The sequence below is a fragment of the Providencia sp. TYF-12 genome, from assembly GCF_041344805.1.
GTDB lineage: Bacteria > Pseudomonadota > Gammaproteobacteria > Enterobacterales > Enterobacteriaceae > Providencia > Providencia huashanensis.
Genome location: NZ_CP166833.1, coordinates 148,468 through 171,911, shown reverse-complemented (window position 1 = coordinate 171,911; position 23,444 = coordinate 148,468). Strand labels below are relative to the sequence as shown.

The window sequence follows — 23,444 nt, the reverse complement described above, 5'->3', positions numbered from 1 at the left end:
TATAAAATGAGGGTACAATGAAATATTTTTCTGTAGTATTTTTCTCACTTTTTATTTCATTAAGCAGTGTAGCTAGTCAATATGATGAAAATCGTTCTTTTCCATCACATGATGTAACATCGGCTATTAAAATGGATAGTTTAAGTGGAAAACTGCATTTTAAAGTAGGATTAATGTACTCTCCGTGTGTTATTTTGGATGATGAATATAATAACGATATTTTTTTTATTGAACTAGAACAATGTTTAGTAAATAATAAAAATATTAAAATACCTTTACAAGCCAAGGCTAAATTGATCGAAAAAAACAACATAACAACTACAGTATATGATATTTATCATCCACTTTATTCTGGTAAAAACATACTTTATATACAAAATAAAAATACTAAAGGCAGCTCAGCTATCATGGAGTTAAATTATGATTAAATTCATATTTTCCATATTAATTATTACTATGACTCCTATTGCTTTTTCGAGTGATTTGCTTATTAATTTCAATGGAAATCTAATTGATAAAAAATGTGAAATTAAACAGTCAGAGATAACCATTCAATTCATTCCTTATTCACTAGGTTATATTGAGGTTAATGGCAATATTCAGATAAAAAACCATTAAAAATTGAATTTGAAAACTGTACGCCTACTATGATGGATAAAATAATAAAAATTTCATTATCTTCTACAAATATATATAAACAAAATGGAATTGATTATTTAACAACACAAGGAGGAACAGGTCTAATCGTTGGTCTTGAGAGCCTTGATGGCGAACTAATTTCGTTTAATCAACCACTTGAGGTTAGAGTGAGTTCAGAAAATAAAGCAGAGTTAGTACTGAATACATATCTAAAAAAAGGTGACTTTGCTAGACCAGGAACCGTACATGGAACTGCAAGCATTATGGTTAATTATAACTAATAATAGGAAGTTATATAATGAAAATAAGAAAGTCGCTCTTATTATTATTACTTTTTTCTAGAGTAGTAACTGCTGCTGATTTTAATAATGGCCGTGCTGATGTAAAAATTAATATTACAGCAACTATAGTTGCTCCTGTTTGTACTATTTTAGGTGAAAATAATGAATCACCATTATTTATAAATTTTGATAATGTTGACTTCTCTGAAGTTGAAAATGGAACAGCCTATAAGGATATTCAGTTAAAATATAACTGTACAGGAAGTTCAGTTCCAGCTAATAAAGTTATGAACTTGTATCTATATCCAACTAAATATGGTGTCTATACACAAGTTGGTAACAACGTATTACGAACATCAAAGAATGGACTGGGAATCTCTTTAACCAAGAGTAATGCTAATCTTGATTTAAATAAATGGATTCCTTTTGGTAGTAATGAGCTACAAGGCTCATTTATCCTTCGAGCTTCGTTAATTACCCCCAATAAATTACTATTAACGGAAGGTAGCTTCGATAGTACTGTTGCTATCCTAATGAGTTATTTATAATTTGGATTATATTTTATGATGAAAACCGTTTTTTATTTGTTACCTGCTTCACTACTGGCTATTTCTAGTATTAGCAATGCTGGTGATCCAGATGACTGGACAGTCATGGGGTATAGTGGTACTCAATTTACAGCTGATACAACTTGGACGGGCGCTAACTTTAATGGTGTCAATTTAACGTTAAGAGCTAAGCTAAGTAGTATGGGAGGAAAAATGACTGAGTATGCATGGGGATCTCGTGCATGTCCTCCATACGGGAATTCACCTAATTCAACTAATATGCAATATGTGATTGCACCAAATACAGTGGATTATGTAGATCCTATTACCAATGAAAAATTTACTTTTAGAATTTTATTACCCCAATCATTAGGTACAATCAATGGATATCCAAATACACAATATGCACAGATAGGGCAAAGCTCAGGTAATGTTGGCCGTGCAACCTGTTCGCGAACCCCTTATACGCCACAATCATTTAGTGGAGAAACTCCTATTACATTAATCAGTAATACTAATCTCCCAATTAGAAATACACCGCATATTATTAAAGTAAACACGACTTTATTTGGTGTCAGAAACCCAAATATACCAGCTAAATGGTTAAGTTCTGTTGCGCTTATCCAACCTAAAAACTCAGCTGTACTTACTTTTAATGTAACCGTTATTAATACTTGTCGTGTAGATAAGACTCAACTAGATTTTAATTTTGGTTCTTTACCACAATCAATAGCTGATGGAGTAAATCTAACTAAAAGTGTAACCGTTAGCTGTACTTATCCTGGAAATATTAAAGTAACTTACCAGCCCTCAAAACCTATTGATAGTGCAAATCCAACTCGTACAAGTTTAGATTTAGGAAATGTGTCATCTGGTTGGTACGGTGAGTTGGCAGTTGATGGTAAAAAGCAATTAATCACGACACTTCAAAGTATTACTAATAAAACACTAGATATAGGAATTACATTAGGAAAAAGTAGATCCAATGTATCTTTTGGCAACATCAGTGGTGGTGGGGTCTTAATTTTTGAGTATATTTAATATTAACTTATTTAACATACTTTAATTTTTAAATAATTAAAAATATGCAGAAGTATATAATACAAGTGTTTTTAGATAAAAATCGAACCTGTAGATAATTTTATATCAGCATAGTTCACTTTTATGGTAAATTCATGCCTGTTAAATACCAAAAAAAAATTACCCGATGATTTTTTAATCGGGTAACGAACAACACTATTTAATAATTCTATCGTTTTCGTAGTATAAATTTCTTTACGTATATCGATAAGTTAATAAAACAGGGTTCTTAAATTAGGGCGGTGTTAGTTATAAGCCCCTCTATTTTGTGTGTTTATATTTAATATTATTTATCAAATATATCTAAATCTGCATTGAATTTAAAGGATTTAATTGCCTTCAATGGAGGTATATTGAACTTGAATGGCTATTACAGGAGTCGTATTTAATAGGTAATGACGTTGATATTAAATGGGTTTACTTAGTTGGATAAATAGCATTGCCCTCATTAATGCCCCCAAGACAAAAATCATACCTAAATTCATAATCTGATTAAGAGGTTAATGAGTGGGTTGTGGGTATTGTTATTATACAAAAACAATATTTTTAACTAACTCACATCTAGTAATCATAACCCATCATAATACACAGTAGATTATACGTTTCAAAAAATCATATAATCTACCTGCATACTCACTATTTTTCTCTTAATAGTATTTCGGTTATTTCATTCGCTCTTTAAACGAAGCCTATTAAGGTTATCGCCTCGCTCAGACGAGGCGCTTGCTTATGAAAACATACATGGCCAGTTGGTTATAATAACTCTCTATACTTTTCTCAAGATTTTCATGGCGCGATAGGAATATTATCCTAAAAAAATTGCCAATACCAATCCATGATAGTACCTAACAACTACTTATAAATAGGAAAGTAAGCACTAGGAAGTTCAACAAAATAGAACTTTTTGGTATTTAATCTTATTTTTTATTGTATTGTGACTCTTAAAATCCCTGCTCCTTGAAATGAGCCTGTTTTGGTTTTATCGTCAGGGTGAAATGTTGAATTAATAAGGTAGTCTTTTTTCCCTGTGACTTTCTCCTCACTGATTGTTTTTCCATCGCTAAATTGTAACTCACAATCTCCTTCACCACATTTAGTGAAGTTAGCACTTTTCCCTGTGGGTTTATTTGTCCCAATTAATTCCATTTTTACTGGCGTTGATGCACTGCAAGAGATACTGTAATTTGTTACGTTACTTTTATAGCTAGACTCATCCCCTAATGTAATATCATGAGTTAATTGCAGTTGGTTACTGTTGAAATCACACTTAGATTTTACATCAATAATTAATGTAAATGAATCACGTCGGCCAAGGCCTCCTACGATTAAATTGGGCACATCTGCTGAGGGGCCTTTCTCTTCAGGAGTTGTAAATTTATTTTCTTCAAACGCATAGTAATAGGCCACGGGAACCCTATAGATCCCTGGAGCGAGGTTACCTTGCGATAAGGTTGCTGTTATTCTTGCACTACGCCAATGAAAGTCTACAGGTATCATTGAGCCAAGAGTCCAACAGCCCCCGACATCGGTCTTAACTGTAATTTGGTTTATCTTGGAAATATATCCTGAAATTTGTGACTGTGCTGGATAGGTCCAACTGTTATAAGGGTCGATATTCAATGAAATAGGGACATTATTTACGTACACTCTATTTTGCATAATAAGCCAAGCGGTTTTTTCTTGGGTTGCACTTAATTTATCATTAGTTCCTTTACATCTTGTATAGACACTTCTTGCATTATAAAGGCCATTCAGCCCACCAGACATTATTGATGATGCAGAGGTAGTCATATCATTATAATTAATCAACATATCGTTTGTTTTTACTGGACTTGTCATTGTCCAAATAAAATGGCGATAATCCCCAGCAATACTGGTGACAGGGAAAAATAATATGTTTAATAAAATTAAGATAAAAAAATGAGGTTTAAGTATCATGTCAATTCCAAGTCATTATTAATTGTAGGTGATGACTATTTTTGCAGTAGATTCAAATTTACCCGGTGCTAAATTACTAGTATTTAATGCATAGGGAACTGCAGTTATAGAAAAGATCCCATTTTTTTGACCTTTTCCACTTAATCCATTAATAATTTCATTTCCTAGGCTGTTTATATTGTTTCCAATAATAAGCGGGTAAGTATTATTAACTGAATTTCCTTGATATAAAGCAATCCCTAACCCTGTATTTCCTTTAGTATTTAATACATTATTAGGCGCATTCGCTAATTTATCACCGACAACATTGATATAAGGCTTTCCTTGGTAATATTGGCAATCAATAGATATTTCTTTAGTGATTGAGTTATCATGGTTATTAACTTTATCTATTTGTACGGTTTTAAAGTTAAAAATAATTTTTTCATTCTTATTAATAATACAAGGTGGTACTTTGACAGTACCTGATATTTTTATTGGAACATCAACAGCAAGGGAAGAGAAGGTGCAGAAATAAAGTATACCAACCCAGAATTTAAAATATTTTTTAATGATATCCATTATTCATACTCCACAGTAAAGGTTACTGAGGCTAAAAAATCACCTGTCTTTGCATCTCCGGATTTAGGCTTACGAACAAAAACACCAAAATTAAGTTCTTGTGTATTTCCTACTTCAGGCACGATACCAAAGTTAATTTGTTGATTCCAAACAATTAAAGAATCATCTTTATCTGTTATCCCCAATAAAACACCGCTATCACCCTGCGTATTTAAAAAAGAATCACCATCAATATTGGTTAATTTATTACTTTTCCATGTTAACTTGATTATTTTTTTTAAATCTGTTTCGCTGCATTTTTCAATAAAAATTGAAAAAGGTTCTGTTGCGCTCGGTATTCCTTCATTAATTGTCTTTAAGCGTAGGTTATAAATTTTTATTTTTTGATTTAAAGATTCGGTTGTAACTTGACAAGCTGTATTGACAAGCTCACCGCGAAACTCCATATCAAGTCCTTCCTCGCTATAAGCTAATGCAGGGAAAGTGAATAACAAGAGATAAAATACCCAATTCAATCGGCTTTTTCTATTCATAGCTCACCTCAAATCTTAAGGTATTGTGGTAATCAATTTGCTGTGGTAAGGCTATTTTATTATCACCGTTTGTTAAATAAGTGAGATAGCTTGGGTAAAATAACGATTTTTCGGTATCGTAAAATTGTAAGGTGACAGGGGTATGTACAGCTGAATTGATTAAATTAAGATCATCAAATGCACTACCAGCACCACAATTTGTCAGCGTGACCTCTTTTGCACCGCGTATACTTAGGTTACAAGCTGTATTCATCAATTGCGCGTATACTTGAATCTGGCCGTAACTGATTGAGTTAGTTGGCAAGCTAGCAGCGACATGTTTTATGCTAGAAAGAAAACACAGTACTATCATGATAATAAACAGTCCTAGAGGTGTTTTTCGCGGGCTGCTCATGTTTGTTTTCCTTATTAATATGCTAGCTTTCACTCAATGTTACTCCTCTCCAGAAACAGTACAGATTGAACCTTGGCATTGAAATACGAGCGTAGGTTTACCACCATAATCATTAATATAAGTTAGATAAGGCGTTGATAATGATGGTGATATAATGTCGTGGTCAGATTTTGGTGGCACCATGACAACATTAAACGCATTTTTTTCTGCTTGATTTTTGCTATTGCCAAAGCCAATCACAGTTAAGTTGAATGGGGTGGTATTATTGAGACGATAGCCATTAGCGATTTTTGTTAAAGTGACTTTATGTGCCCACTTAGTTTCTGATTCCGATAAAATGCTTTTTGGGCGATAAAATAATTTCACTCGGGATTGCAATGCGATTTGCAATATATTTCCGTCATTCGATTTAGGTGGCACTTCGCGTAAGTTAAAATAAAAAACAGATTCTCTATCTTGCGGTAATTTGCTCAGCTCAGGCGTGGTGCTTAAACGGACCAAACTGTTACTCGTCGGCTCAATGCGCTGTAATGGCGGTGTCGCTAAAATTGCGCCTTTAGTCAATTTATTCCCTTCAATATCTTCAATCCAGCTTTGTGCAAGATAAGCTTCTTCTGGATTATCATTTGTAATGGTGACATTAATTGATTTATCGGATGCAGGAAAAATAATTCGTGTCCTATCCAATGTCACAGCGCTGTGTGCGCTAACGGATAAAAATACTGTCGTAAGCAGAAAAAAGGAAAATACCCACGAACGTAAAAACAAACTCAACATAATAAACCTCATAAATAAATTAAATGTGTGCAGCTAATCCGAATGGTTTTAAATAGATTCGAATAGTTATTTCTTTATTGATACACAGGGCAGTAACAACATATTGGTTGATGTATCTAAACTTTCAGGAAGTGACAATTGGCACTGTGCTTGCCCTCCCCAATAAACAAGTAAATTTTCCTTAGGCGATATTCCCACTAACCAAGTCACACCATCTTCCCCGACAATGCCTAATTCAAGGTTATTGTGGTTGCGAACACTGGCACCAAATGGCGGCGTTTTATCATTGCCCAATGATAAAATAGCGAAGAGTTTTTCTCCTTTCATTACGGATAAACTCCGGTAGCCAATCGCACCTTTTGTGAGAGTGATGTCCGTTGATGCCCCCAACGTTTCTAAATTATCGGGCAATTTACTGGTATTAATTGATGCGTTAGCTTTACGGTAACTGCTAACATTAGGGATAACAGCTAAACCGAATCGATTCGTTTTTATCGTGCCATTATCGAGTGGCACATCACCAACACCGGGAGTTTCAATCATTAATCGAGTATCTCCACTTGAACCTCGGTGCAGTGCAGCACCATGTGAAGTCGCGGTTATCCCACTATTAATAGACAGACCAACACTGCGATATTGTTGAGGGACATAGCTTGCATTTGCTGAAATATTAGCTTGGGAGAGATCTCGGGAGTAATAACCACTGATGCTCGATTCGCTATCATATAATTGCCCATGGTTATAACCCACAGTGACATTGTAGCTATCACGATCGTTATAGCCGCTATAACTAGCGCTATGGTTATGTTGGTTATACTCTCCCGTCTTAGTATAAGATTCAGACAATGACACACTGTGACCGTTATAAAGTGGAATACTTAAATAAAGGTTCACTGCATCATCTTTATAGCCACTGTCTCGCTCAGTGCGAATTGCAGATAACGATATCGTCGCATCTTGCTGGGAAAGTGCAGGAAGACTGATATTGGTACTTGCATATAAGCCATATTGCATTTGTGATTTGTCATGCCAATACGTGCTATATTGATAATTCAGTGAAAAATTAAAATTATCGAAATATTTATTCAAATAGATTTGATAATTTTCTTTTGGTGCACGAGAGACATAACCTGAACTGACTTCATCCATAAATTGGCTGAGTGTTCGGTAGTTTTTATCTGCGAAGCGATAACCCGCAAAGGTAATATCTGTGCGTAATGCATCAAAAGATTTTGAGTAATTTAACCTATATGAGCGGCCTTGCAGGGTTTCTTGAGTAAAGCGTGCAACTGACTGTGTCACATCGAATGACAGTGCCCCAAACGCGAATAGGTCTCGCCCAATACCAATAGCAGCGGTTTGGTAATCAGTATTAAGTTGGGAGCCACCATAAAGTGACCATTCATTTGATAAACCATATGATAATTCCCCACCTGCAACAGGGTTTCCTGTTAGCTGATGACCGCTAAGTCGCGTTTTACCTGCAACAAATTTATAAATGAGTCGCCCTGGACGGGTTAAATAAGGTAGTGAGGCCGTATTTAAACTGAATTTCTTTTCTTCACCGTTTTCTTCACGGACGGTGATATCCAAAACCCCACGAACTCCACTATCCAGTGTTTGGATACGGAATGGCCCAGGTGGTACGGTTGTTTCTAACAGAACACGTTCTTTGCTGCGAACAATAACTGTTGCATTGGTATTTGCAACCCCAATAATTTCTGGGGCGTATCCCACCAGTTTCGGGGGTAGCATACGGTCATCACTTTCTAATGAAAGTCCGGTGTATTGCCAAGACTCAAAGACGTTAGAATAAAAATAGTTTTCACCTAACGTCAAAATAGCCGATAAAGACTTAATAGAAGTAAATGCATACAAGCGACTAAAATCAAATTGCTTTGTTTCTTGTGATGATTGGCGATTTCCTTGCTGCTTCTGGTAAGTGCCATTATAATCACCGCGAAAACGCCAAGCGCCTAAATTTATGCCAGCGGTTCCACTCGTCGAAGCATAAGTGCGTTTGCTTCCTGTATTTTCTTTTGTGACAGAAATGTTTGCACTGTAGTCGATTAAGGCACCATTAACACCCTCTTCCCATAATGCAGGTGGCACCCAGTCAGGATCACGATATTCCATCCAAAACTGAGGGATTGTCATTTTTAAGGATAATGTTGCGAGTTCAATTTTTAGTTGGACTCCTGTTAGGGCTGATAAATTCAAGCACTGGTCATTATTCGAAAGATGGACTTTTTCTTTTGCTGTCTCTTTTAGCCCAATGAGATCAAGCAAATCAGCAGGTAGACACGTTGTTTGTAGCAAGGTTTGCTCGGGGGTGCTTTGTTCAAAAACCGTAATATCCCGAGGTGCGCCTAAACGCTGCCCATTAACAAAAATAGTTAGGACATAATTATCTGGGGGGACATACCCCGCGACAGCAAATTGGCTCATATCGACGTTTTGGAGATCTTCAGCATCTAATACATCCGTATTAAACTCTGAGGCATAAGCAGTCAACGTGCTAAAGTTTAATGCCACTAAGATGGCCAGCCCAACTTTACAATATGTGAACTTCATGCTTATACCACTCCGAGAACAACAAGAAATACTAGCCAATGCAATAGGATTGACTGTTTTTATCTTTGTTTTATTGATAATCGATGAAAAAACGAATTAACCCTTGATAACGGCCTGCTTGGAGAGGCTTTCCCGTTAGCTCAAGTTGTAAAAAATAGCGAAGCACAAGTGATTGTCCTGCCTTACCTTGTCTTAATACGCTGCCGAATAGTGAATAGCTTTCCCCAGGGATTAAGGCTTGCATTGTGCTGTCAAGAACAGAAACGCCTAGTCCTTCAGAGGGGCCTTGTAAGACAAAAGCATTCATCTGGTTTGCACGATGACCATCAAAACGTATTACCCATGTTTTGCTATCAAGAGAGGAAAACAGGCTACCGCAATTACTTAATTCAATCTCAAAAAGCTGGTTGCGTTCTTCTCGGGATACCTTTGTTGATAATAAATTCAATGCTAATGATGAAAAATTTACCGTTTGAAAACGATCTTTCATCATAATCGAACAAGGTGTCGCTATAACGCTGCCAATCATCTGAGTCGTTCCTTCATGTCGTACCCCTATGTCCTTTTCTGCAAATACGGTGAAGCATCCACAAAAATAGATGAGTAGAACAGGCACAAATTTTCGAATATCAAATAGATAAGTAAGCACTTTGTTTTCCTTTATATGCATTAAGTAGCCGCCAAAAATTGGCGGCTATTCAAAGTGCTTACTGATAAGTAATACGGAAGTTTGAAACAGCGGTAAATTTACCTTCTGCAACATCTTTAGTTTTATCAATTGCTTTAGCTAATGCTTTGAAAGATAAAGTCACATCGCCATCAGTGTTACCGGTAGGTAATACATCTTTTGCAACACCAAATTTGAAGCCATCAATCACGATACCTAAGTTATTTGCGTTACCTGTTGATGTAGAAAGCATTTCACCGCCATTCACATAGTTTTGGCCAGTAAATACTAAGTCCATGGTTTTAACACCAGCAGCATTACCGCTTTCGCTATCAACTTCGCCGAAATTAGCGAAATCACAACCAGTTAATTTAATATCAAAGTTTGCTTCTGCCGCTTTACCGCTTTGTAAGGCTTTGCGAGATAATTGACCGAAATCAACAGTTTGTTTTAATGATGATTGTTGGATGTTACATGGTGTATTCACAACTGAACCAACAAAATCAATTGTTCCTGTGTTATCAGCCATTGAGCTAAATGGAATAACAGATGCAGCAAATACAGTAGCAACAGCTAATTGAGATAATTTCATTATTATTTCCTTAATATGTAAATAGATTTAATATATTGAACGCTTACTAATATCAAATGACAAAGTCACTCATAAAATGGGAAAGGTTTCCCTTGCCTAGACTTAAAGAAAAGGCGACTAATAAATAGAAGGCTAACCTTCTAATTTAAATTTTTTAATTAAAATTGTTTCTAATGGTAACTTATTTTTAATTTTTCTTATTTAATCAGAACGATCAGCCATTACCTTGAAAAGTAATTCCGACCAATTTTATCTAATGCAATTAAAAAATTTCAACATCTCTACACTAATTATTGTAATACCAAGTTCATAGAGAGAAACCTGCTGCTAACTTAAATGAACTAGATAACCAACTTGATTGAAGAATAATGATTTTTTACGGGTATACCTTAAAAACGAACCAATATCTTTTCGTAAATAGCCTTTAATTTTCATTGTAATAGGCTCCAATTCATTAAGCTTTAACACATGGTGTTGTATGATTTTTATTCATCAAAAAAATAGCTAACATCAACATTAAAATAAATTGAAATAATCATTATTTTTGATGTTGATATATCACTTTGACCATTCTCATACCGAGATAATTGTTGTTGCGATATGCCAATAACCTTAGCTAAATTAGAGCCACTTAAGTTATATTTCAATCTAAGTTTTTTTATTTTTTTTCCAATGTTTTTTGATACGACATTAACTATGTTATCTCTATCACTTAGAATAGAAAGTGAATTGAAAATTTCATTTCTCATTAAAGCACCATTGACGTTGACGTATTAAATGAAATAAGACACCAATCGTTTAACTCAATATAGGATACAAAAAATCTGAGTTAAACCAAAACAAAAAAACAAATTAATTATTTAAAAAAATTAGCTACAAAGTTAATAGGTATTTTTTTACTAATTAAGGTTGTTAAAAATAAAAAGGTATAAAAAAACAATTATCAAACAACAATATACAAATAACCGTGTTAAATTTTTGTTAATAAAACCCTCAAGCTTTACTTACGCTAAATATTGTAAGGAATTGTAACTCCAATAAAAATAAGTCGCTATATGGCTAGTTATTTAGTGATTATTTAAATGTAGCCACCACTTTTTCTAGTTTTGGGTCGAGTATTCAATGTATTAATTTGGTTAAATGTAATGTTCTCTTTCAATGAAAGTACCAATGATTTTGTCAATCATTTCAACAGTTCTTGAATACCTCTATGTTTTTCTGTTCAGCCTTTTTATCTTGTTTCTTAAGTTCAAATTTTGATGTTTTATTCCCTGTGTAAATCGTTTACCAATCGAGTGAGTTTCCCTTGGTAATAACTGGTATGCTAGGTAATTATCGGTACACCAAAACTGAATATCAAACTTAGAAAGCCACCTTAATAATTTTTGCTGGCTCTTACGGCTCCTTGAGCCCAAGACATGCGCCACTATATGTTTTAACTGAAGTGACCAGACATACCATAACCATCGTTGTCGCTACTACAATAGCCATAAGAGTTTTATTTAATTTCACTGGGTAAATCCTCAACTAAGTCGTAATTTAAAGAAAAAATTAAAAAGAAGCCCTGTGATTAAATATTAATCACAATAGAATTAAATTTTAGATACGAAATATAGCTAAATTTACCTAGATAAAACCACTATATATTTATGAATACGGTAATTAAATCTTTTTGTCTTTTGAACTCTAGCTCACATAAATACTATAATTACTCACATAGGCTGTAAAGCAGGAGAAATCTATCGAATATACCAAGTTTAATAGTCAGTTATTTCTTGTCATATTTATTCATACTACAATTATTTTTACCCGATAAAAATCAATAGGTTACAAATAATGTGTTATTAATTCATACTTAACAACATTTCTTTCACATACATCAACCATTACTTTTTTGCAATTACTTACACTTGTTACGCGTGTTAATAATTTCATCTAACTAAACCGCCCCCTTAAATCTCCAGACAGTTGGTGTCATTTGACTTATTGATAATCTTAATACTCGTTTTTAGGCTAGTTCTTGAAAAATGAGATGAACGCATCCCAACTATTTGAGAGCGGTGAAGGGTTCGGCTGATGAGGTGAAGATCCTCACACACTTCTGACATCATTGTGCCCAGTACGAAATGAATAAAGCTCCCTAATGACTAGAGGGCCCACAACATGAAATCCCCCCGTTGTCGCCGATATCGCAAAACATCTTATACAGGTTCACTTCATTGAAGAACATATAGGTGAAGTTATCGATAAATAAAGCACGGTACCCTGTTGGAACACTTTAGCAATCATAAGCCTAGCCTTATCGGTACTGATGGGCTAACCAGCTTTCCTGATGCTATTAACTGTATCTATCCTCAAACGAAAGTTCAGTTGTGCGTCATTAACAAAATCCGCAACTCAATAACCTGATTTACGCTTTCCTTACTGATTGGTTTTCTATGGTCATTACGGCCTATAAACACAAGCTCATAACACTCTGATAGTAGTTTGAGTGAATTAAATAGCTCGATAACCTGCTTTGATAACGGTACAACATGCGGTCGCTTTATTTTCATTACTTCAGCTGGTATCTCCCAAACCCCTTTTTCTAAATCAATATCCTGCCAACGAGCAAAGCGGAGTTCTTGCGTTCTAACAGCCGTTAGCAAAATAATTTCAGTCGCTGTTTTGGTGATGATACTGCCAGTGTAACCAGCTAAATCTTTTAGGAAATATGGCAGTTCTTGATTTGTTAAGAATGGGAAGTGTTGCTTTTTAGGTGGAGTTAGAGCAGAAGCCAGATCAGGGGCTGGGTTATATTGCGCTCGACCCATAATAATGGCATAGCGAAAGACCGCAGCGCTGGCGGACTTTGCGCATCTTCTCTAAGGCTCCGCGTTTTTCCATCTTATGTAAGGTTTCAAGTAGCTCTAGGGGTTTAATCTCTGCTATCGGATGCTCACCAATATAAGGAAAGATATCCTTTTCAATAGTATCAATAATTTCATCACGATAACGTAGTGACCAGCGATCTGCTTTAGAAGTGTGTTATTCACGAGCTACTGCTTCAAAGGTACTTTCAGAGGCTAAATGTTTTTATTTACTTGAACTTTATTTTGAACCAGCAATTTTTTCGTGCATCAGCTAATGAAACTAGTGGGGGCATCCAAAAAATAGGGGAAAATTATGCCCCCAAACAGGGGTAGAAACCAGTAAACAAGGGGAGAATCAGACAGACTTCGAGATGATTAATCTTATTGATTTAAAAGGGAAATATAGACTTTGGGAGAAATTTAGAAACTGCGTTTGGCGGAAGATCACAGGAGTCGAACCTGCCCGGGACTGCTGGCAGCCCCAACTGGATTTGAAATCCAGCCGCCTCACCGGAGACGACGATCTTCCTCTATAACCTATAGATTGGAGCATGATTATAGACTGAATCCATTATTTTCTAAAGCATTGAAACTGCAACTATCACCTTTATTGATAAAAGCTAATAAAAACCCCACTTATTGATAAGCGCTGATAAGAAAAAACGTTATCTTGATATTGAGGTTTACATTTCTGCCCCCATATACTTTCTTATATTCATAATGGTGCGCTAATTTTATGCCCCATACACCAATCGTATTTGGGTATAAATTCACCATTTAACTTTTATTGTCAACACAGTAAGCCTTGGCCTACGAGCACAAGCCTGCAATCACAGGATGTTTTATGACAAATGCATTATTAACCGATTCTGCCCTACCTCGCTTTTCTACTATAGAGCCTGCACATGTTTTTCCTGCTGTCGAGCACGTACTCACCGAGTACCGTCAAACAGTTGAAAACCTCCTTGATGCCACAGACCAATATACTTGGGATAACCTGTGCCAACCGTTAGAAGAAGCCAGCGATAAACTCTCCAGAGTTTGGTCGCCAGTGAGCCACCTGCATTCGGTAAAAAATAGCCCTGAGTTGCGTGAAGCCTATGAACAATGTTTACCGCTGCTGTCTGAATTCAGTACGTGGATGGGTCAGCACGAACCTTTATATCAAGCCTATAAATCATTAAAAGAAGGCGCTGAATTTAACTCACTCAGCCAATCACAGCGGAAATCTATCGAGAATACTTTACGTGATTTCGAGCTATCTGGAATTGGCTTACCCCCTGAAAAACAGCAACGTTATGGTGAAATTGTTGCGCGTTTGTCAGAGATTGCCTCTAAATTTAGCAATAATGTGCTTGATGCCACCATGGGGTGGACGAAACTCATTAAAGATGAAAAAGAATTAGCGGGTATGCCAGAAAGCGCCATCGCGGCAGCTAAAGCCATGGCAGAAGCCAAAGGTGAAGAAGGTTATCTATTAACCCTCGATATGCCAAGCTACCTACCTGTCATGACTTACGCCGACAACGCAGAATTGCGCCGTGAAATGAGCTATGCATATAGCACTCGTGCTTCAGACCAAGGGCCAAATGCCGGTAAATGGGATAACAGCGAACTCATTGATGAGTTAATGGCATTACGCCATGAACTTGCACAATTATTAGGTTTTAAAAACTACGCTGATAAATCTCTGGCAACAAAAATGGCAGAATCACCAGAGCAAGTATTAGGCTTCTTAAATGACTTAGCACAACGCGCCCACCAGCAAGGTAAAGATGAACTTGCTGAATTAACCGCCTTTGCAAAACAGCATTATGGTGTCGATACCCTAGAGTCTTGGGACTTAGCGTATTATAGCGAAAAGCAGAAACAGCATAAATTCTCATTAAGTGATGAGCAACTACGACCTTATTTCCCGGAGCAACGTGTCCTTAATGGCTTATTTGAAGTCGTTCACCGTATTTATGGGTTAACGGCAAAAGAACGCAATGATGTAGAAACATGGCATAAAGATGTGCGTTTCTTTGAGTTATACGATGATACCAATACTTTACGCGGTAGCTTCTACCTAGACCTCTATGCACGTGAACACAAACGTGGTGGAGCTTGGATGGACGACTGCATGGGCCGTATGGTGCATAAAGATGGTTCATTACAAAACCCAGTTGCTTATCTAACCTGTAACTTCAACAAACCATTAGGTGATAAGCCAGCACTCTTTACCCATGATGAGGTGATCACACTATTCCACGAGTTTGGTCATGGCTTACATCATATGTTAACGAAGATTGATGTTGCTGATGTAGCAGGGATCAATGGGGTACCATGGGATGCGGTAGAACTACCAAGTCAGTTTATGGAAAACTGGTGCTGGGAACCTGAAGCACTCGAGTTTATTTCAGGGCATTATGAAACAGGCGAACCATTACCTGCAGAAATGCTAAGTAGCATGCTGGCTGCGAAAAACTACCAATCTGCAATGTTTGTGCTACGCCAATTAGAGTTTGGTTTATTTGATTTCACCTTGCATGCTGAATATGACCCAGCTAAAGGGGCTCAAGTTATGCCAACCTTATACGCCATTAAAGATAAAGTCGCGGTAGTGCCTTCACCTAAATGGGCACGCTTCCCGCATGCCTTCAGCCATATCTTCGCAGGGGGTTATGCTGCGGGTTATTACAGCTATTTATGGGCAGATGTTTTAGCCGCAGATGCATATTCGCGTTTCAGTGAAGAAGGTATTTTTAATCGCCAAACTGGTCAGTCATTCCTTGACAATATTTTAAGCCGCGGCGGCTCTGAAGAACCAATGGCGCTATTTGAGCGCTTCCGTGGCCGTAAACCAGAACTAGACGCGATGTTAAAGAGCTATGGTATTCATGGCTAATAGCACTGCGATCCAATTGATCTGTGAAGAGGGTGCCGATCGCGGCGCCCTTTCCCAACTTTCTGAAAAATGGCAGCTTTCTCATACCCCTAACGCGGTGATGGCTCTGGTACTAACCCCTGAAAACTTACAACTACGTAAACTGGATGAACCCAAACTCGGGGGGATTTTTGTGGATTTTGTGTCAGGAGCCATGGCTCATCGACGAAAGTTTGGTGGTGGTCGTGGTGAAGCTGTCGCCAAAGCTGTTGGAATTAAAAAAGATTATCTTCCTGACGTGATAGATGCGACGGCTGGCCTTGGCCGTGATGCCTTTGTTTTAGCCTCTCTAGGCTGCCGTGTCCGTATGTTAGAACGCCACCCTGTTGTGGCTGCATTATTAGATGATGGCCTACAGCGGGGCTATCAAGACGCTGAAATTGGAGAGTGGTTAAAAGAGCGTATGTCTTTGATCCATGCTTCTAGCATTACTGCTTTAAAAAAAGTGACTCACGCACCCGATGTTATTTACCTTGATCCAATGTATCCACATCGGCAAAAAAGCGCTTTAGTTAAGAAAGAAATGCGAGTGTTTCAGTCATTGGTAGGGGCTGATGATGATGCGGATTCCTTACTCGCACCAGCTATCGCCTTAGCAAAACGAAGAGTGGTTGTTAAACGCCCTGATTACGCAGAGCCCCTAGCGGGACAAAAAGCGCCTTCAGCAATTACGACAAAAAGCCATCGATTTGATATATATCCGTGCATTAAAAATAGTGATTAAAACGTAACGGCGAAGGGCGTATGTACAGGTGAAATTATCAATATAATACAGCCGCCCTTTCGCGTACGTTTACAGGTCAGAGAATTACAACACACCCTGCCCAAGCATTGCATCTGCGACTTTCACGAAGCCTGCGATGTTAGCGCCTTGAACATAGTTTGTTTGTTTCTCCTCACCCCCAAATTCAACGCAGTGTTGGTGAATATCCAGCATGATGTGATGTAAGCGAGCATCTACTTTTTCAGCTTTCCAACTGAGACGAGCCGCATTTTGCGCCATTTCTAAACCTGACGTTGCCACCCCACCCGCATTCGCGGCTTTACCTGGCGCAAACAAAACACCCGCTTCTAGGAACAACTCCGTTGCCGGAATGGTTGTTGGCATATTCGCCCCTTCTGCGACTGCTTTGACCCCATTTTTAATCAACACTTTTGCAGCATCAATATCTAGCTCATTTTGTGTTGCACAAGGTAACGCAATATCCACTGGCACATTCCACGGTTGCTGACCCGCTAAGTAAGTTAAACCAAACTCTTTGGCATACTCTTCAATGCGACCATAGTTATTTTTGATTTCTTCTAAACGAGCCAGTTTTTCTGTTGTAAAACCATCTTCATCCACCACAGTACCGCCTGAATCAGAAGCTGTGACAACTTTAGCACCCAGTTCCATGCATTTATCAATCGTATACTGTGCTACGTTACCTGAACCAGAAACAGCAACTCGCATACCATCAAAACCTAAGCCATGGCGTTTTAACATCGCATTAGTAAAGTAAACTAAACCATAGCCAGTCGCTTCTGGGCGGATCAAACTCCCACCGAAAGACAGACCTTTACCCGTAAATACACAAGAGGTGTCGTTAGACAGTTTTTTCATCATACCGGTCATGAAACCGACTTCACGTCCACCCACACCAATGTCCCCAGCAGGTACGTCAGTGTTTGAGCCAATATGGCGATATAATTCAGTCATCAAGGCTTGGCAAAAACGCATCACTTCACCATGGCTTTTCCCTTTAGGATCGAAGTCAGACCCCCCTTTGCCTCCGCCCATCGGTAATGTTGTTAACGCATTCTTCATTGTTTGCTCAAAGCCTAAGAACTTCAGAATTGATAAGTTAACGGATGGGTGAAAGCGCATTCCACCTTTGAATGGCCCAATGGCTGAACTGAATTGAACACGCCAAGCACGGTTCACTTGCACTTTGCCGTGGTCATCAACCCAACATACGCGGAACTGAATAACGCGCTCAGGTTCAACGAAGCGTTCAAGTAATGCTTGGTCACGATACTTTGCATTTTGTTCTAAAAAAGGCCAAAGAGAAGTGAATACTTCCCGCACAGCTTGTAAAAACTCAGGCTGTGAAGGATCTCTTTTTTGGACAGACTCCAAGAACGAAGATAGTGATTGTGTCATCTATGTCTTCCTTTTTAACATGTAGTTGTTGTGATGTGCCTCACTCTTTCTTGTCATTATTTTTAGGAAATGTGAGGTTGATTTGTGTTTGCCTATTGAATATATCATTAGTTTGTATTCTAAATTCAAGGTTTTTTTTCACTGTAATGCAAAATAAATCGCTTGACCTGCCAATAACCACCTCGAAGTACATATTTTGTAACAAAAAAAACGCCTGCATAAGCAAGCGTTTTTAGTGAATAATTTTTCTAATTTAGCGATGTGACTTATTCTTCATCGTCATTTAATGGCACAATCAACATATCCACATGAACTGTATTGATTAGCTGACGAGCAGATGACATTAACTTGCTCCAGAAATCTTGGTGATGACCACAGACGACTAAATCCATATTATATTTTTTAATCGCATCAACCAGTACTTGGCCTAAATCACCACTACCGCTAAGAGTTTCTTGGATTTCATAATCTGCACCTGCAGACAAGTCCTTCAGAGCGTTACGAGTTTCATCCGTAATACGCTGTTGCATGTCACCAAGGTTGACATCAATAAGACCTGTGTAGAGGTCCGAATAGTTCACATCAACATGGATCATGGATACTTTGGCCCCGTAAGGTTTTGCCATAGAGACAGCCTTATCCAGTAATACTTTACTTTCAGGTGATAAATCTACCGCCACAAGAATATGTTTGTAAGCCATAAGTAAACTCCTTCCAAATGCTGATTATCCAGTGGTTATGCCTTCACCACATCTTTATGAATACTATACCTGCAAATTGTGATTATTAAGTGTTGCTTTGATCACATCTAAGCAGATTAACCTTTAAATCATCAGTTCATATAACATTTTATAAAACAATAACATCATTCATTCAATATTAATATATTTGCCTAAACAATTTGAGCTAAGGATACACTAAAATTGCGTAAAACATTCTCCCATGCTCTTTTATATTTTAGACGAACATACATAGAAACTACTGACAATTTTCTCAATATAAACAAATAGTCATCATAATTTTGTGCCCGCTGCACTTTTTTTAAGCAAGAATATATCCTACAATAAAAAAACTTAGTTTAAGTGCAACGTTTTGCTGTATTTCCTTTGTGACAATTGCAGTGAGCTAGGCGCAGTTGAACTTTGCTGGTCACTTCTCATTAATACAAGGCATGAAAATCAATAGCATTACGGTAAAGCGATAGCTTTGCTGCTGAGAGAACCAATCAAAAGGTCAATAGCCCCTAGGTTCTAAGGAGGGGATTATGTTCAGTATGATTGCATTGTTTTGGGCATTATGTATTTTATGTATCTTGAATATGATGCGGTATTTTTCTTCAATTCGTGTTTTATTGTCCATTTTAAGGGATTCAGACCCTCTGCTCTACCAATCCGTTGATGGTAATGGGTTTTTTACCACCCATGGTCAACTGAACAAACAGCTGCGATTGGTTAGGTACATCAATAATAAACAATATATTGACCACTACGACCCAGAAGTCATTTTACGCTGTGAGCGAATTCGTAAGCAATTTATGATGATAAGTAGACTTAGCATTCTTGTTGCTGTAAGCCTAATCTACTTATTAGTGACAGGTTAATAATATTCACCCACCTAACGATAAAAAAAGAGTGATGGCCGTAAGGCCATCACTCTTTCGTATATTTATATTACTATGTTCATGTAACGTTTAAAGGCCCCATACAAACGATATGAAGCCAAGTTAAGCGCTGTTAGATAAACAGCAATGATAGCCAGTACAAACCGCCAGATAACACAATTGAGACAGGCAGAGTCAGTAGCCACGCTAAAGCAATGCTCTTGATGGTTTTAGTTTGCACACCACCACCGTCGACAACCATGGTACCAGCGACTGCTGAAGATAAAACTTGCGTCGTTGAAACAGGCATCCCAGTGTAACTTGCAACACCGATGGAAACCGCCGCCGTGACTTGCGCAGAAACACCTTGCGCATAAGTCATGCCTTTCTTACCAATTTTCTCACCAATGGTAACAGCAACGCGCTGCCAGCCAAACATGGTACCTAACGATAACGCTAAGGCAACAGCAATGATGATCCAAAGTGGCGCATACTCAACGGTATACAGCAAGTCATTACTCAATTTTTTCAGTAAACTCGCATCTTTCGAACTCGTTTCTGGTAACTTAGCAACAGCATTTGCGGTATCAGAGATACACATCAATAAACGACGTGCATGATTACGTTGATCAGGCGTTAGCTCTTCATAGCTTTGAATGCCATCCAGCATGGTTTGCGCTTGATTTAAAATCGCACCAGTACGGGAACTATCACAGTGGAATTCACCACCGGGCTCATCGCTGCTTTCAGCCACCACAGGGGCATTTTCTATCGCATGGTTTAACGCTGGTTTATGTGTTTCATAGTATTGTTGCAGGTGGACAACCGCATCATGCGTTTTAGCGATATCATAGCCGTTTGAATTCATATTCATCACGAAGCCCGCTGGCGCAACACCAATTAGCACCAGCATGATAAGACCGATGCCTTTTTGGCCATCGTTCGCACCATGGGAGAAACTGACACCAACCGCAGATAAAATCAATGCAGTACGCGTCCAAAATGGTGGCTTACGCTTCCCATCTTTTTTCTCACGTTCTGCTGGGGTTAAGTGAATTCGACGACGTTTCTTTGTGCCACTCCAATAACGGCGCAAAAAGAAAATCATCAAACCAGCTATCACAAAACCAATTGCGGGAGATAAAATCAATGACATGAAAATACTGATCATTTTCGGTACGTTCAAGGCATCAACTACAGATGAATCAGTTACAATCGCGTTGGTTAAACCCACCCCGATAATCGCCCCGATCAGCGTATGTGAACTTGAAGCAGGGATACCTAAGTACCACGTTCCAAGGTTCCAAATGATTGCAGCCAGAAGCAATGAAAAAACCATTGCAAGGCCGTGAGCTGAGCTCACATTAAGCAAGAGGTCTGTTGGTAAGAGGTGGACAATTGCATACGCAACGCTCAACCCTCCCAGCAAGACACCGAAAAAGTTAAAAACCCCTGCCATGACAACTGCGAACTGAGCCCGCATTGCTCTGGTATAAATAACCGTTGCTACCGCGTTAGCGGTGTCATGGAAGCCATTTATAGCCTCATAGAACAGCACAAATAACAGTGCTAGAACTAATAATAGACCTGTATGAAATTCTAAACCTGTAAAAAGATGTAGCATAGACGTTAAGCCATTATATGTTGGACATGAACGCGGCGCATTATCAGTGACAAACGCTGGCGGTGGAAGCAAAATCTAACCTTTTTTTGATTTAACTACCCATCAAAAAAGTACCTCATAGTAATTACCCCATATATTTCAATAGATTGGCTTAAACAAATTTATTCTGAATTTTTGCAACTTTTTAACGATGTTTCCAGAAAATAATCATCATTTGCTATTTTTTGCCGAATTTCTCTAATTATAATACGTCCTACATACTTTTCATCAGTTCTACCTCAAAGCTTTACATTACAATCATGACAAGATGACGTAAAATATCTATGTTCATAATGTAATTATGCTTAAAATCAAATATATAGAGAACCTTATTGTGAAAAATATTGACGTTATTATTTTAGGTGCAGGTGCAGCAGGTTTATTTTGTGCCTCACTCGCTGGCAAACGAGGCTTAAATACGCTGGTGCTTGATAACGGAAAAAAACTCGGCAGAAAAATATTGATGTCCGGGGGTGGCAGGTGCAATTTTACAAACATGTACACAGAACATAGCAATTACCTTTCAAGTAACCCTCACTTTTGTAAGTCAGCACTTGCTCGCTACACACAATGGGATTTTATTGCCTTGGTCGCAAAATATAATATTGCTTACCATGAAAAAACATTAGGGCAGCTTTTTTGTGATAATAGCGCACAAGATATCGTCGATATGCTAAAAACTGAATGTGATTTACCAAATGTGGCTATCAAGCTACGCAGTGAAGTCACCGCCGTCGAAAAAACAGATAATGGTTTCTTAGTTACTATCAACGGGGAAAATGTGAGTGCCCACTCACTCGTTGTTGCAACCGGAGGGTTATCTATGCCAGGTCTCGGTGCAACACCCTTTGGTTATCGTCTCGCAGAACAGTTTGGGCATACCATTATTCCTACACGCGCAGCATTAGTGCCTTTTACTTTACACAAGCCACTGTTAGAAGCATTACAAGTACTTTCAGGTATATCCGTTCCTGCTGAGGTTACAGCAATGGATGGGACCGTATTTAAAGAAAATATCTTGTTTACCCACCGTGGTCTCTCTGGGCCTGCAATTTTGCAAATTTCTAGTTACTGGCTTCCTGGCGAGTATGTAAGTATTAACTTACTTCCTAACCTTTCATTAACTGACTTTATTATGGTGGAAAAACAAAAACACCCTAACCAATCACTTAAAAATACACTGGCTAAATTATTACCAAAACGGTTAATCGAGGTATTACAGGCGCTAGGGCAAATCCCTGAGTGTCCACTAAAGCAACTTAATCACCCTCAGGTTGAAGCACTACATAACACCTTACATCAATGGCAGGTACAACCTAATGGGACTGAAGGCTATCGTACCGCTGAAGTTACACTTGGTGGAGTGGACACACATGAAATTTCATCTAAAACGATGGAATCGCTTAAAGTATCTGGCTTGTATTTTATTGGTGAAGTCATGGATGTGACGGGTTGGTTAGGCGGCTATAATTTCCAGTGGGCATGGAGTTCAGCAGCAGCATGTGCTGAAAATTTACCTTAAACTGAACGCATAAAAATACGGTCATCCGAATTGGTGAGCGTGATATTGCTCACCATCAACCAAAACAATCTGCTCATTGCTTGATTAAAGCCATCACCGAAAAGTCCCAAGCGCGGCCGAGGTCATGATCGAATTAAAATAAGCAATCATCTCG

The 23,444-nt window shown here is 37.9% G+C and carries 21 protein-coding genes, 1 tRNA gene and 1 pseudogene; 8 read left to right on the top strand and 15 right to left on the bottom strand.

Going from position 1 to position 23,444, the window contains the following annotated elements; genetic code table 11:
- Window positions 1-17: 17 nt before the first annotated feature.
- From ABE954_RS00785 to ABE954_RS00770, 4 genes are all read left to right on the top strand, one after another.
- The gene (locus ABE954_RS00785; protein ID WP_166687000.1) at window positions 18-428 is read left to right on the top strand and encodes a hypothetical protein; all 411 of its coding nucleotides are present in this window, start codon (window positions 18-20) and stop codon (window positions 426-428) included.
- 219 nt (window positions 429-647) lie between these two features.
- Window positions 648-920 (top strand): hypothetical protein, encoded by a 273-nt coding sequence (locus ABE954_RS00780; RefSeq protein ID WP_371025697.1) that lies wholly within the window; start codon window positions 648-650, stop codon window positions 918-920.
- A 17-nt stretch (window positions 921-937) separates the two neighbouring features.
- A complete protein-coding gene (locus tag ABE954_RS00775; RefSeq protein WP_208292499.1) occupies window positions 938-1,468 on the top strand; it encodes a fimbrial protein in 531 nt (176 codons plus the stop codon).
- Window positions 1,469-1,483: 15 nt separating this feature from the next.
- Window positions 1,484-2,509 (top strand): hypothetical protein, encoded by a 1,026-nt coding sequence (locus tag ABE954_RS00770; RefSeq protein ID WP_048605551.1) that lies wholly within the window; start codon window positions 1,484-1,486, stop codon window positions 2,507-2,509.
- Between the two features lie 963 nt (window positions 2,510-3,472).
- Here the strand turns inward: ABE954_RS00770 and ABE954_RS00765 are convergent.
- The 12 genes and pseudogenes from ABE954_RS00765 to ABE954_RS00710 all read right to left on the bottom strand — a co-directional run bounded on the left by ABE954_RS00765 (window position 3,473) and on the right by ABE954_RS00710 (window position 13,965).
- Window positions 3,473-4,486, bottom strand: coding sequence for a hypothetical protein (locus ABE954_RS00765; RefSeq protein WP_166686999.1), 1,014 nt, complete (start codon window positions 4,484-4,486; stop codon window positions 3,473-3,475).
- Between the two features lie 18 nt (window positions 4,487-4,504).
- Window positions 4,505-5,047 (bottom strand): fimbrial protein, encoded by a 543-nt coding sequence (locus ABE954_RS00760; protein WP_042848581.1) that lies wholly within the window; start codon window positions 5,045-5,047, stop codon window positions 4,505-4,507.
- Window positions 5,047-5,580 carry a fimbrial protein gene (locus tag ABE954_RS00755; RefSeq protein ID WP_042848582.1) on the bottom strand — a complete coding sequence of 178 codons (534 nt, stop codon included), beginning with the start codon at window positions 5,578-5,580 and terminating at the stop codon, window positions 5,047-5,049. The genes ABE954_RS00760 and ABE954_RS00755 overlap by 1 nt, the downstream gene beginning before the upstream one ends.
- Window positions 5,573-5,974: a hypothetical protein gene (locus ABE954_RS00750; protein ID WP_048605554.1), complete on the bottom strand. Its 402-nt coding sequence runs from the start codon at window positions 5,972-5,974 to the stop codon at window positions 5,573-5,575. The genes ABE954_RS00755 and ABE954_RS00750 overlap by 8 nt, the downstream gene beginning before the upstream one ends.
- Before the next feature lie 39 nt (window positions 5,975-6,013).
- Window positions 6,014-6,751, bottom strand: a complete 738-nt coding sequence (locus ABE954_RS00745) for a molecular chaperone (RefSeq protein WP_166686998.1) — start codon at window positions 6,749-6,751, stop codon at window positions 6,014-6,016.
- Between the two features lie 66 nt (window positions 6,752-6,817).
- Window positions 6,818-9,325 (bottom strand): fimbria/pilus outer membrane usher protein, encoded by a 2,508-nt coding sequence (locus tag ABE954_RS00740; RefSeq protein ID WP_048605557.1) that lies wholly within the window; start codon window positions 9,323-9,325, stop codon window positions 6,818-6,820.
- A 70-nt stretch (window positions 9,326-9,395) separates the two neighbouring features.
- Window positions 9,396-9,974, bottom strand: coding sequence for a fimbrial protein (locus ABE954_RS00735; RefSeq protein WP_220129034.1), 579 nt, complete (start codon window positions 9,972-9,974; stop codon window positions 9,396-9,398).
- 58 nt (window positions 9,975-10,032) lie between these two features.
- Window positions 10,033-10,584, bottom strand: a complete 552-nt coding sequence (locus tag ABE954_RS00730) for a fimbrial protein (protein ID WP_042848585.1) — start codon at window positions 10,582-10,584, stop codon at window positions 10,033-10,035.
- Between the two features lie 485 nt (window positions 10,585-11,069).
- Window positions 11,070-11,333 carry a helix-turn-helix domain-containing protein gene (locus ABE954_RS00725; protein WP_042848586.1) on the bottom strand — a complete coding sequence of 88 codons (264 nt, stop codon included), beginning with the start codon at window positions 11,331-11,333 and terminating at the stop codon, window positions 11,070-11,072.
- Window positions 11,334-11,792: 459 nt separating this feature from the next.
- Entirely contained in the window at window positions 11,793-12,011 is a 219-nt protein-coding gene (locus tag ABE954_RS00720) for an IS1 family transposase (protein WP_371025696.1), read from the bottom strand.
- Between the two features lie 966 nt (window positions 12,012-12,977).
- Window positions 12,978-13,641 (bottom strand): annotated as a pseudogene (locus tag ABE954_RS00715) (tyrosine-type recombinase/integrase); the annotation flags it as partial.
- 229 nt (window positions 13,642-13,870) lie between these two features.
- Window positions 13,871-13,965, bottom strand: a tRNA-Sec gene (locus tag ABE954_RS00710).
- 315 nt (window positions 13,966-14,280) lie between these two features.
- Between ABE954_RS00710 and prlC the strand changes: the two genes are divergently transcribed.
- Entirely contained in the window at window positions 14,281-16,323 is a 2,043-nt protein-coding gene (gene prlC, locus ABE954_RS00705) for an oligopeptidase A (protein ID WP_131680868.1), read from the top strand.
- Window positions 16,316-17,086 (top strand): 16S rRNA (guanine(1516)-N(2))-methyltransferase RsmJ, encoded by a 771-nt coding sequence (rsmJ, locus tag ABE954_RS00700; RefSeq protein ID WP_042848588.1) that lies wholly within the window; start codon window positions 16,316-16,318, stop codon window positions 17,084-17,086. The genes prlC and rsmJ overlap by 8 nt, the downstream gene beginning before the upstream one ends.
- 84 nt (window positions 17,087-17,170) lie before the next feature.
- Here rsmJ and gdhA read toward each other — a convergent pair whose 3' ends face one another.
- Both gdhA and uspA read right to left on the bottom strand, forming a co-directional pair.
- Window positions 17,171-18,505: an NADP-specific glutamate dehydrogenase gene (gdhA, locus tag ABE954_RS00695; protein WP_371025695.1), complete on the bottom strand. Its 1,335-nt coding sequence runs from the start codon at window positions 18,503-18,505 to the stop codon at window positions 17,171-17,173.
- Window positions 18,506-18,771: 266 nt separating this feature from the next.
- Window positions 18,772-19,206, bottom strand: a complete 435-nt coding sequence (gene uspA / locus ABE954_RS00690) for a universal stress protein UspA (protein ID WP_042848590.1) — start codon at window positions 19,204-19,206, stop codon at window positions 18,772-18,774.
- Window positions 19,207-19,769: 563 nt separating this feature from the next.
- On the opposite strand from uspA, the gene uspB reads away from it, so the two are divergent.
- Window positions 19,770-20,105, top strand: coding sequence for a universal stress protein UspB (gene uspB / locus ABE954_RS00685; RefSeq protein WP_042848591.1), 336 nt, complete (start codon window positions 19,770-19,772; stop codon window positions 20,103-20,105).
- A 133-nt stretch (window positions 20,106-20,238) separates the two neighbouring features.
- On the opposite strand, the gene pitA is transcribed toward uspB, so the two are convergent.
- Window positions 20,239-21,729, bottom strand: a complete 1,491-nt coding sequence (gene pitA, locus ABE954_RS00680; RefSeq protein ID WP_042848657.1) for an inorganic phosphate transporter PitA — start codon at window positions 21,727-21,729, stop codon at window positions 20,239-20,241.
- A gap of 373 nt (window positions 21,730-22,102) precedes the next feature.
- Between pitA and ABE954_RS00675 the strand changes: the two genes are divergently transcribed.
- A complete protein-coding gene (locus tag ABE954_RS00675; RefSeq protein WP_042848658.1) occupies window positions 22,103-23,290 on the top strand; it encodes an NAD(P)/FAD-dependent oxidoreductase in 1,188 nt (395 codons plus the stop codon).
- The last annotated feature ends 154 nt before the right edge of the window (window positions 23,291-23,444 follow it).

Bases quoted from the DNA above. Each gene is read 5' to 3' on its own strand.
- ABE954_RS00730 (WP_042848585.1), bottom strand. From the start codon at position 10,584: ATGAAATTATCTCAATTAGCTGTTGCTACTGTATTTGCTGCATCTGTT.
- pitA (WP_042848657.1), bottom strand. From the start codon at position 21,729: ATGCTACATCTTTTTACAGGTTTAGAATTTCATACAGGTCTATTATTA.
- ABE954_RS00765 (WP_166686999.1), bottom strand. From the start codon at position 4,486: ATGATACTTAAACCTCATTTTTTTATCTTAATTTTATTAAACATATTA.
- prlC (WP_131680868.1), top strand. From the start codon at position 14,281: ATGACAAATGCATTATTAACCGATTCTGCCCTACCTCGCTTTTCTACT.
- ABE954_RS00745 (WP_166686998.1), bottom strand. From the start codon at position 6,751: ATGTTGAGTTTGTTTTTACGTTCGTGGGTATTTTCCTTTTTTCTGCTT.
- ABE954_RS00750 (WP_048605554.1), bottom strand. From the start codon at position 5,974: ATGAGCAGCCCGCGAAAAACACCTCTAGGACTGTTTATTATCATGATA.
- ABE954_RS00725 (WP_042848586.1), bottom strand. From the start codon at position 11,333: ATGAGAAATGAAATTTTCAATTCACTTTCTATTCTAAGTGATAGAGAT.
- ABE954_RS00755 (WP_042848582.1), bottom strand. From the start codon at position 5,580: ATGAATAGAAAAAGCCGATTGAATTGGGTATTTTATCTCTTGTTATTC.
- gdhA (WP_371025695.1), bottom strand. From the start codon at position 18,505: ATGACACAATCACTATCTTCGTTCTTGGAGTCTGTCCAAAAAAGAGAT.
- ABE954_RS00760 (WP_042848581.1), bottom strand. From the start codon at position 5,047: ATGGATATCATTAAAAAATATTTTAAATTCTGGGTTGGTATACTTTAT.
- ABE954_RS00785 (WP_166687000.1), top strand. From the start codon at position 18: ATGAAATATTTTTCTGTAGTATTTTTCTCACTTTTTATTTCATTAAGC.
- ABE954_RS00780 (WP_371025697.1), top strand. From the start codon at position 648: ATGATGGATAAAATAATAAAAATTTCATTATCTTCTACAAATATATAT.
- ABE954_RS00775 (WP_208292499.1), top strand. From the start codon at position 938: ATGAAAATAAGAAAGTCGCTCTTATTATTATTACTTTTTTCTAGAGTA.
- uspB (WP_042848591.1), top strand. From the start codon at position 19,770: ATGTTCAGTATGATTGCATTGTTTTGGGCATTATGTATTTTATGTATC.
- uspA (WP_042848590.1), bottom strand. From the start codon at position 19,206: ATGGCTTACAAACATATTCTTGTGGCGGTAGATTTATCACCTGAAAGT.
- rsmJ (WP_042848588.1), top strand. From the start codon at position 16,316: ATGGCTAATAGCACTGCGATCCAATTGATCTGTGAAGAGGGTGCCGAT.
- ABE954_RS00770 (WP_048605551.1), top strand. From the start codon at position 1,484: ATGATGAAAACCGTTTTTTATTTGTTACCTGCTTCACTACTGGCTATT.
- ABE954_RS00740 (WP_048605557.1), bottom strand. From the start codon at position 9,325: ATGAAGTTCACATATTGTAAAGTTGGGCTGGCCATCTTAGTGGCATTA.